Below are 6,719 nucleotides of genomic sequence, written 5' to 3'. Positions count from 1 at the left end.
CCGTCCGGCGTTTGAGGACACGCGGCGCAGCCGCGTTGGGGTCCGGGGTCTCCCCGGTTTCGGGAAGGGGCGGGGCTGGGGAACAAAGCGCCGCAGGCGTCGAGCGACTACTCCGCCCGAGGCCGCACCAGCCCCGACTCGTAGGCGATGACCACCAGTTGGGCCCGGTCACGAGCCCCCAGCTTGGCCATCGCTCGGTTCACGTGCGTCTTCACCGTCAGCGGGCTGACGGCGAGCCGCTCGCCGATCTCGTCGTTCGACAGACCGCCGGCCACCTGCACCAGAACCTCCCGCTCGCGGCCGGTCAGGGCTTCGAGGCGGGTCGCCGCCGGGGCCGTGCCGTCGTGCCACGGCTCGGGGTCGCCCTGGGCCAGGAACTTCGCGATGAGGCCCTTCGTCGCGGCCGGTGACAGCAGCGACTCCCCCGCCCTGGTGATCCGGATCGCCGACAGCAGCTCCTCCGGCTCCGCGCCCTTGCCGAGAAAGCCGGAGGCGCCCGCGCGCAGCGACTGCACCACGTACTCGTCGACCTCGAAGGTCGTCAGCATCACCACCCGCACCTCCGAGAGCGCGGGGTCCGAGCAGATCGCGCGGGTGGCCGCGAGGCCGTCCGTACCGGGCATGCGGATGTCCATCAGGACGACGTCCGGGAGGTGGCGGCGGGCCAGCTCGACGGCCTCCGCGCCGTCCGCGGCCTCTCCCACCACGGTCATGTCGGGCTCGGAGTTCACCAGCACCCGGAAGGCGCTGCGCAGCAGCGCTTGGTCGTCGGCGAGGAGGACTCGTATGGGTTCTGCGGACGGCTCGTCAGGCATGGCCTCAGCCTAGCTAGGCCGTGCCCGGCCGCCGACGGGCCCGCCCGCTCAGCCGCTCGGGGGCGTGCCCGTCGGCAGCCGGACGCGGACCCGGAAGCCGGGGGCGCCGTCCCGGGGGCCCGCCTCGCAGGTGCCGCCCAGGGCGCAGGCGCGCTCCTTCATGCCGACCAGACCGTGGCCGCCGGGGGCCCGGTCGGTGCCGCCCGGTCGCGGGGGCGGGTCGCCGCCGTCGTCCTGGACGACGACGAGGAGGGAGTCCGGGTCGCGTACGAGGCCGACCTCGGCGCGGGCGCCCGGCCCCGCGTGCTTGTGGACGTTGGTCAGGGCCTCCTGGAGCACGCGGTAGGCGGTCAGGTCGACGGCGGCGGGCAGCTTGCCGATGACGGCGGCCGCCTCCGCCGCGTCCGTGCCGGTGCCGGGGCCGCCGGGGAGCCCCGAGGCCGCCCTGACGTCGACGCACAGCCCCGCGCGGGCGAAGCCGTCGACGAGGGGGCCGAGGACGGCGAGGCCGGGGGCCGGTTCCGTGGGCGCCTCGGGGTCGCCGTACTGCCGCAGCAGGCCGACCGTGGCGCGCAGCTCCGCGAGGGCCGAGCGGCTGGCCTCGCGGACGTGCGCGAGGGCCTCCTTGGCCTGGTCGGGGCGGCTTTCCATGATGTGCGAGGCCACTCCCGCCTGGACGTTGACGAGGGCGATGTGGTGGGCGACGACGTCATGGAGCTCGCGGGCGATCCGCAGCCGTTCCTCGGCGACGCGGCGGCGGGCCTCCTCCTCGCGGGTGCGCTCCGCCCGTACGGCCCGCTCCTCGATCGCCGCGATGTAGGCGCGGCGGCTGCGGACGGCGTCGCCCGCGGCGGCGGCCAGGCCGGTCCAGGCGAGCAGGCCGAGGTTCTCCTGCGAGTACCAGGGCGGCACCCCGGAGAGCATCACGATGACCCCGAGCAGGGCGACGGTGAGGGCGGCGATGCGCCAGGCGGCGGGCCGCTCGGTGCGGGAGGCGACGGTGTAGAGGGCGACGACGACGGCCATCGCGATCTGGGTGCGCGGCAGGTCGTCGCTGCCGGTGACGACCTCGACGAGGGTCAGCGCGGAGGTGGCGCAGAGCACCGTCCTGGGGGCCCTGCGGCGGGCCACGAGGCAGGCGCAGGCCAGGGCGCTCAGCAGCATGAAGCCGAGGCCCGGCGGGGGCTGGGAGCGGCGGTTGACGACCGAGCCGATGAGGACGGTCGCGAAGGTGGCGGCGGCCAGCAGCGAGTCGGCGGCGAGCGGGTGGGCGCGCAGCCAGCCGCGGGGGCGGGCCAGACCGGTGACGGCGAGAGAGGTCATCGGGTCCCATCAGGAGGGTCTCGCGGCGCCCTCGCGCGCGCGGGGGCGCACCGCCGGAACCGGCCGCGCCCCCTCCCCTGCGGGGCGGGGGCGCGGCGGGTGCTGGAGTATGCGGGGCCGGCCGGGGCGCGGCCGGCGGCCGGTCCGGCGGGGTCAGCCGGGGATGAGACCTTCGTCGCTCAGTATGTCCCTGACCTCGTCCAGCGAGGCGTCGGGCGAGGGGAGGATGAGCTCGGAGGGCTCCAGGGCGTCGTCGGGCAGGGGCGTGCCGAGGCGGCGCACGGCGTCGAGCAGGGCGCCGAGGGTGCGGCGGAAGCCGTCCTCGTCACCGCTCTCCATCTCGGCGAGCAGCTCGTCGTCCAGCCTGTTCAGCTCGGTGAAGTGGCTGTCGGCCAGCCTCACCTGCCCCTCCCCCATGATCCGCACGATCATGACGGTCTCCCTCGGTCCGGTGCCTGCTGACTCACTGCCGAATCATTACCCGGTCACTGCTTGTCGAAGCGCGGGCGCTCCTGCGGCTGCGCCTGGTGCGCCTGGCCGCCGGTGCCGCCCTCGATGGCCTGCTGCTGGCCGCTGGTGCCGCCCGCGAGCTCGGCCTTCATCCGCTGGAGCTCCAGCTCCACGTCAGAGCCGCCGGAGAGGCGGTCCAGCTCGGCGGTGATGTCGTCCTTGGCGGTGCCGGTGGGGTCGTCGAGGGCGCCCGAGGCGAGCAGCTCGTCGATGGCGCCGGCGCGGGCCTGCATCTGCTGCGTCTTGTCCTCGGCCCGCTGGATGGCCATGCCGACGTCGCCCATCTCCTCGGAGATGCCGGAGAACGCCTCGCCGATGCGGGTCTGGGCCTGCGCGGCGGTGTAGGTGGCCTTGATGGTCTCCTTCTTGGTGCGGAAGGCGTCGACCTTGGCCTGGAGGCGCTGCGCGGCGAGCGTCAGCTTCTCCTCCTCGCCCTGGAGCGTGGAGTGCTGCGTCTCCAGGTCGCTGACCTGCTGCTGGAGCGCGGCCCGCCGGGAGAGGGCCTCACGCGCCAGGTCCTCGCGGCCGAGCGCGAGCGCCTTGCGGCCCTGGTCCTCCAGCTTGGTGGACTGGCCCTGGAGCTGGTTGAGCTGGAGCTCCAGGCGCTTGCGGGAGGTGGCGACGTCCGCCACCCCGCGGCGCACCTTCTGCAGCAGCTCGAGCTGCTTCTGGTACGAGTAGTCGAGGGTCTCGCGCGGATCCTCGGCCCGGTCCAGGGCCTTGTTGGCCTTCGCGCGGAAAATCATTCCCATACGCTTCATGACACCGCTCATGGGCCTCGGGCGCCCCCTTCTGACGGACTACGAACTCCAGCACATCTTGCAGAACCCACAGTACGGGGCCTGCTTCCATTACCGCACTGTTCGGGCGCCGATGCGCTCCTCCTACAGGACGATCAGAAGGCGGCCGCTCTCCGGCGCAGGGAGTACGTGGACGTCGGGGTGCCGGGGGTGCGCCTCGCCCCCGCTCCCGTACGGTGAACGCGCCGCCGTTGCCGGATCGTTCCCCGTGCGGCCGGTGACCCGCCGACCGCACCCCGTACCCTTGGGTTTCGTGTTCCGAAGCCGTTCCACTTCCAAGGATGAGCAGGCCGCAGCCGCCAAGGCGACCGCGGACCGGTCTCAGCAGCCCCGTGACCCGCAGGCCCCGAAGGGCCGCCCGACCCCCAAGCGCAGCGAGGCCGCGTCGCAGCGCCGCAGCCTGGCCAGCACGCCCACCAACCGCAAGGACGCCACCAAGCGCGCCCGCGAGGCCCGCCGCGTGGACCTGGCCAAGCAGCGCGAGGCCCTCGCCAACGGCGACGAGCGGTTCCTGCCGGCCCGCGACAAGGGCCCGATCCGCCGCTTCGCGCGCGACTTCGTGGACGCGCGCTATTCGGTGGCGGAGTTCTTCCTCCCCCTCGCCGTGATCATCCTCGTGATGAGCATGGTCAACCGCGGCTCCTTCCAGGCGTACGTGCTGCTCGCCTGGATGGTCGTCATCGTCCTGATCGTCATCAACTCCGTGATCACGGGCATCACCCTCCGGCGCGCGCTCAAGCAGCGCTTCCCGGGTGAGAACCTGCGCGGCGCCGTGCCCTACGGCCTGATGCGCACGCTCCAGATCCGCCGGCTCCGCCTGCCCAAGCCCATGGTCAAGCGCGGGGCGAAGCCCTGACCGGCGCCGCCCCCGCGGCCGGCTTCGGCGGTGGCGCCGACGCCTGGCTACGAGGGCTGGGTGGAGTGCGGAACACCGTCCGCCAGGAGCTGGTGGCCCGCCAGCTCGACGAACAGATAGCGGCCCGCTTCCCGGTGGGCCGCCGGCTGCGCGTCCTGGACGTCGGCCTCGGCCAGGGCACCCAGGCGCTGCGGCTGGCCCGCGCCGGCCACGAGGTGACCGGCCTGGAGTCCGACCCGCGGATGGTGGCCGCGGTCCGGCAGGCGCTGACCGCCGAGCCGGAGGGCATCCAGGAGCGGGTGCGGGTCATCGAGGGCGACGGCCGGGACACCGGCGCGCACTTCCTGCCCGGCGCGTTCGACGTCGTCCTGTGCCACGGCGTGCTGATGTACGTGCCGGAGCCCGACCCGATGCTCGCCGGGCTGGCCCGGGTGCTCGCGCCCGGCGGCCTGCTGTCCCTGGTCGTGCGGAACGCCGACGCGCTGGCGATGCGCCCCGGGCTGGCAGGTGACTGGGAGACCGCGCTGGCGGCCTTCGACTCGCCCGCCTACACCAACCGTCTCGGCCTGGCCGTGCGCGCGGACCGGCTGGAGACCCTGACCGCGACCCTCGCGGGCATCGGGGCGCCGCTGCACGCGTGGTACGGCGTGCGGGTCCTCACCGACCAGGCCCCGGACGCGGCCGAGCCGCCGTACGGCGCGGAGCTGCACCGGCTGCTGGCCGCGGAGGACCGGGCGGGGCGCACGGATCCCTACCGCGCGGTGGCGGCGCTGCTGCACCTGTGCGGCGTACGGGGCTGAGGCTTCGCTCCGGGCCGGGCCCGGTTCCGGGCGGCCGGCGCCCGGGACGGGCCCCCGCGCCCCTCTTGTCGCCCCTTGTCGCCGTTCGCCCCCGATGCCTCACCGGCCGGGACACCGGCGGCCCCGGCCGTGATACTTCCGGGTATGGACGGTTCACGCGCACCTGCCCTCCCCCGCCGGATCCTCCTCCCCCTGACCGCCGCGGCCTGTGCCGCCGCCCTCCTCGCCGGGTGCTCCGCCTCACGCACACCGGCCTCCCCGGCCCCCTCGACGTCCTCGTCCGCCGCCGCCCCCGCGGCCGCCGGAGCCGCCGGGGACCTCCAGGCCGCGTACGAGAAGGTCGTCAAGGACGTCCTGCCGTCCGTCGTGCAGATCACCACCGGCGAGGGCCTCGGCTCCGGGGTCGTCTACGACGACAAGGGGCACGTCGTCACCAACGCGCACGTCGTCGGCGACGCCACGGCCTTCAAGGTCACCCTGGCCACCGGCGGTGACGCCGTCGGCGCCCGGCTCGTGTCCAGCTACCCCGAGCAGGACCTCGCCGTCGTCCAGCTCGACAGCGTGCCGAAGAACATCAAACCCGCCACGCTCGGCGACTCCGCCAAGGTCGAGGTCGGCCAGATCGTGCTGGCCATGGGCAACCCCCTCGGGCTGTCCAGCAGCGTCACCCAGGGCATCGTCTCGGCCGTGGGCCGCACGGTCAGCGAGGGCCGCAGCGGGGGCGGCACCGGCGCGACGATCTCCAACATGGTGCAGACGTCCGCGGCCATCAACCCCGGCAACAGCGGCGGCGCCCTCGTGAACCTCGCCGGTCAGGTCATCGGCATCCCGACGCTGGCCGCCACCGACCCGGAGCTGGGGCAGAGCGCCGCGCCCGGCATCGGCTTCGCGATCCCCGCCGCGACGGTGCGCACCATCGCCGGCCAAATCGTCAAGAGCGGCAAGGTCACCGACTCCGGCCGGGCCGCGCTGGGCATCACCGCACGGACCATCGTCGGCCAGGACTTCGCGCCGGCCGGCGTCGCGGTCGTCTCCGTCACCCGGGGCGGCGCCGCCGACAAGGCGGGCCTCAAGGCGGGCGACATCATCACCCGGGTGGACAAGAGCCCGATCACGACCATGCAGTCGCTGACCGAGGCGCTCGCGGCCCGCAAGCCGGGCGACCGGGCGGAGGTGACGTACGACCGGGACGGCTCGGAGCACACGGCGAGCGTGACCCTGGGCGAGATGTAGCCCGCGGCCCGGCACCCCGCGGGGTGCCGGGCCGGGGTGTCAGCCGTCGACAGCCGCCCGCAGGCTCATCCGGTAGATCTCCGTGCCGTCCTCGAACAGCGTGACCTGCTCGGCCCCGCCCTCCAGGAGCTCCTTCCAGACCTCACCGATCCAGGACTCCGCGTCCCCTTGCGTCGTGAAGTCCTCCGGCTCCACCGCGGGCGACGTCTCCGTCCCGTCGGCCTTCTCGAACCGCCACACCCACGCCATGTCCGCCTCCTGGGCCATCGATAGCCGAACCGCAAGTCCTTGTGCTGTGCAGCGCAGCCTAGGCCTGTCCGGCGGATCTTGCGCTCGGTTCCGCGGGTGATCGTCGTCCGCATCACCGCCGCGCGGCGGTGTC

At 74.2% G+C, this 6,719-nt stretch carries 8 protein-coding genes; 3 read left to right on the top strand and 5 right to left on the bottom strand.

What is annotated here, in order from left to right:
• Window positions 1-107 precede the first annotated feature (107 nt).
• The 4 genes from AB0435_RS09330 to AB0435_RS09315 form a co-directional block, all read right to left on the bottom strand.
• Window positions 108-815 (bottom strand): response regulator transcription factor, encoded by a 708-nt coding sequence (locus AB0435_RS09330; protein WP_366426560.1) that lies wholly within the window; start codon window positions 813-815, stop codon window positions 108-110.
• A 48-nt stretch (window positions 816-863) separates the two neighbouring features.
• Window positions 864-2,138 carry a histidine kinase gene (locus tag AB0435_RS09325; protein WP_366426559.1) on the bottom strand — a complete coding sequence of 425 codons (1,275 nt, stop codon included), beginning with the start codon at window positions 2,136-2,138 and terminating at the stop codon, window positions 864-866.
• 153 nt (window positions 2,139-2,291) lie between these two features.
• Window positions 2,292-2,570, bottom strand: a complete 279-nt coding sequence (locus tag AB0435_RS09320; RefSeq protein WP_366426558.1) for a hypothetical protein — start codon at window positions 2,568-2,570, stop codon at window positions 2,292-2,294.
• 53 nt (window positions 2,571-2,623) lie between these two features.
• Complete coding sequence (locus tag AB0435_RS09315) at window positions 2,624-3,421, bottom strand: PspA/IM30 family protein (RefSeq protein ID WP_366006691.1); 798 nt, start codon at window positions 3,419-3,421, stop codon at window positions 2,624-2,626.
• A 280-nt stretch (window positions 3,422-3,701) separates the two neighbouring features.
• Between AB0435_RS09315 and AB0435_RS09310 the strand changes: the two genes are divergently transcribed.
• The 3 genes from AB0435_RS09310 (at window position 3,702) to AB0435_RS09300 (ending at window position 6,337) form a co-directional block, all read left to right on the top strand.
• On the top strand, window positions 3,702-4,304 hold the full coding sequence (locus tag AB0435_RS09310) for a DUF3043 domain-containing protein (RefSeq protein ID WP_366006692.1): 603 nt from the start codon (window positions 3,702-3,704) through the stop codon (window positions 4,302-4,304).
• Between the two features lie 56 nt (window positions 4,305-4,360).
• Window positions 4,361-5,104 carry a methyltransferase domain-containing protein gene (locus AB0435_RS09305; RefSeq protein ID WP_366006720.1) on the top strand — a complete coding sequence of 248 codons (744 nt, stop codon included), beginning with the start codon at window positions 4,361-4,363 and terminating at the stop codon, window positions 5,102-5,104.
• Between the two features lie 144 nt (window positions 5,105-5,248).
• Window positions 5,249-6,337, top strand: coding sequence for a trypsin-like peptidase domain-containing protein (locus AB0435_RS09300; protein ID WP_366006693.1), 1,089 nt, complete (start codon window positions 5,249-5,251; stop codon window positions 6,335-6,337).
• A gap of 39 nt (window positions 6,338-6,376) precedes the next feature.
• Here the strand turns inward: AB0435_RS09300 and AB0435_RS09295 are convergent, their stop codons facing one another.
• Entirely contained in the window at window positions 6,377-6,604 is a 228-nt protein-coding gene (locus AB0435_RS09295; RefSeq protein ID WP_366006694.1) for a hypothetical protein, read from the bottom strand.
• Between the last annotated feature and the right edge of the window lie 115 nt (window positions 6,605-6,719).

Origin of the sequence: Streptomyces sp. NPDC051173 (assembly GCF_040689515.1) — a bacterium.
Taxonomy (GTDB): Bacteria; Actinomycetota; Actinomycetes; order Streptomycetales; family Streptomycetaceae; genus Streptomyces.
The sequence above is the reverse complement of the archived record's forward strand: the minus strand, read 5'-3'. Positions and strand labels throughout refer to the sequence as shown.

Coding starts and splice junctions, on each gene's coding strand:
- AB0435_RS09330 (WP_366426560.1), bottom strand. CDS start 815: ATGCCTGACGAGCCGTCCGCAGAACCCATACGAGTCCTCCTCGCCGAC.
- AB0435_RS09325 (WP_366426559.1), bottom strand. CDS start 2,138: ATGACCTCTCTCGCCGTCACCGGTCTGGCCCGCCCCCGCGGCTGGCTG.
- AB0435_RS09320 (WP_366426558.1), bottom strand. CDS start 2,570: ATGATCGTGCGGATCATGGGGGAGGGGCAGGTGAGGCTGGCCGACAGC.
- AB0435_RS09315 (WP_366006691.1), bottom strand. CDS start 3,421: ATGAGCGGTGTCATGAAGCGTATGGGAATGATTTTCCGCGCGAAGGCC.
- AB0435_RS09300 (WP_366006693.1), top strand. CDS start 5,249: ATGGACGGTTCACGCGCACCTGCCCTCCCCCGCCGGATCCTCCTCCCC.
- AB0435_RS09295 (WP_366006694.1), bottom strand. CDS start 6,604: ATGGCCCAGGAGGCGGACATGGCGTGGGTGTGGCGGTTCGAGAAGGCC.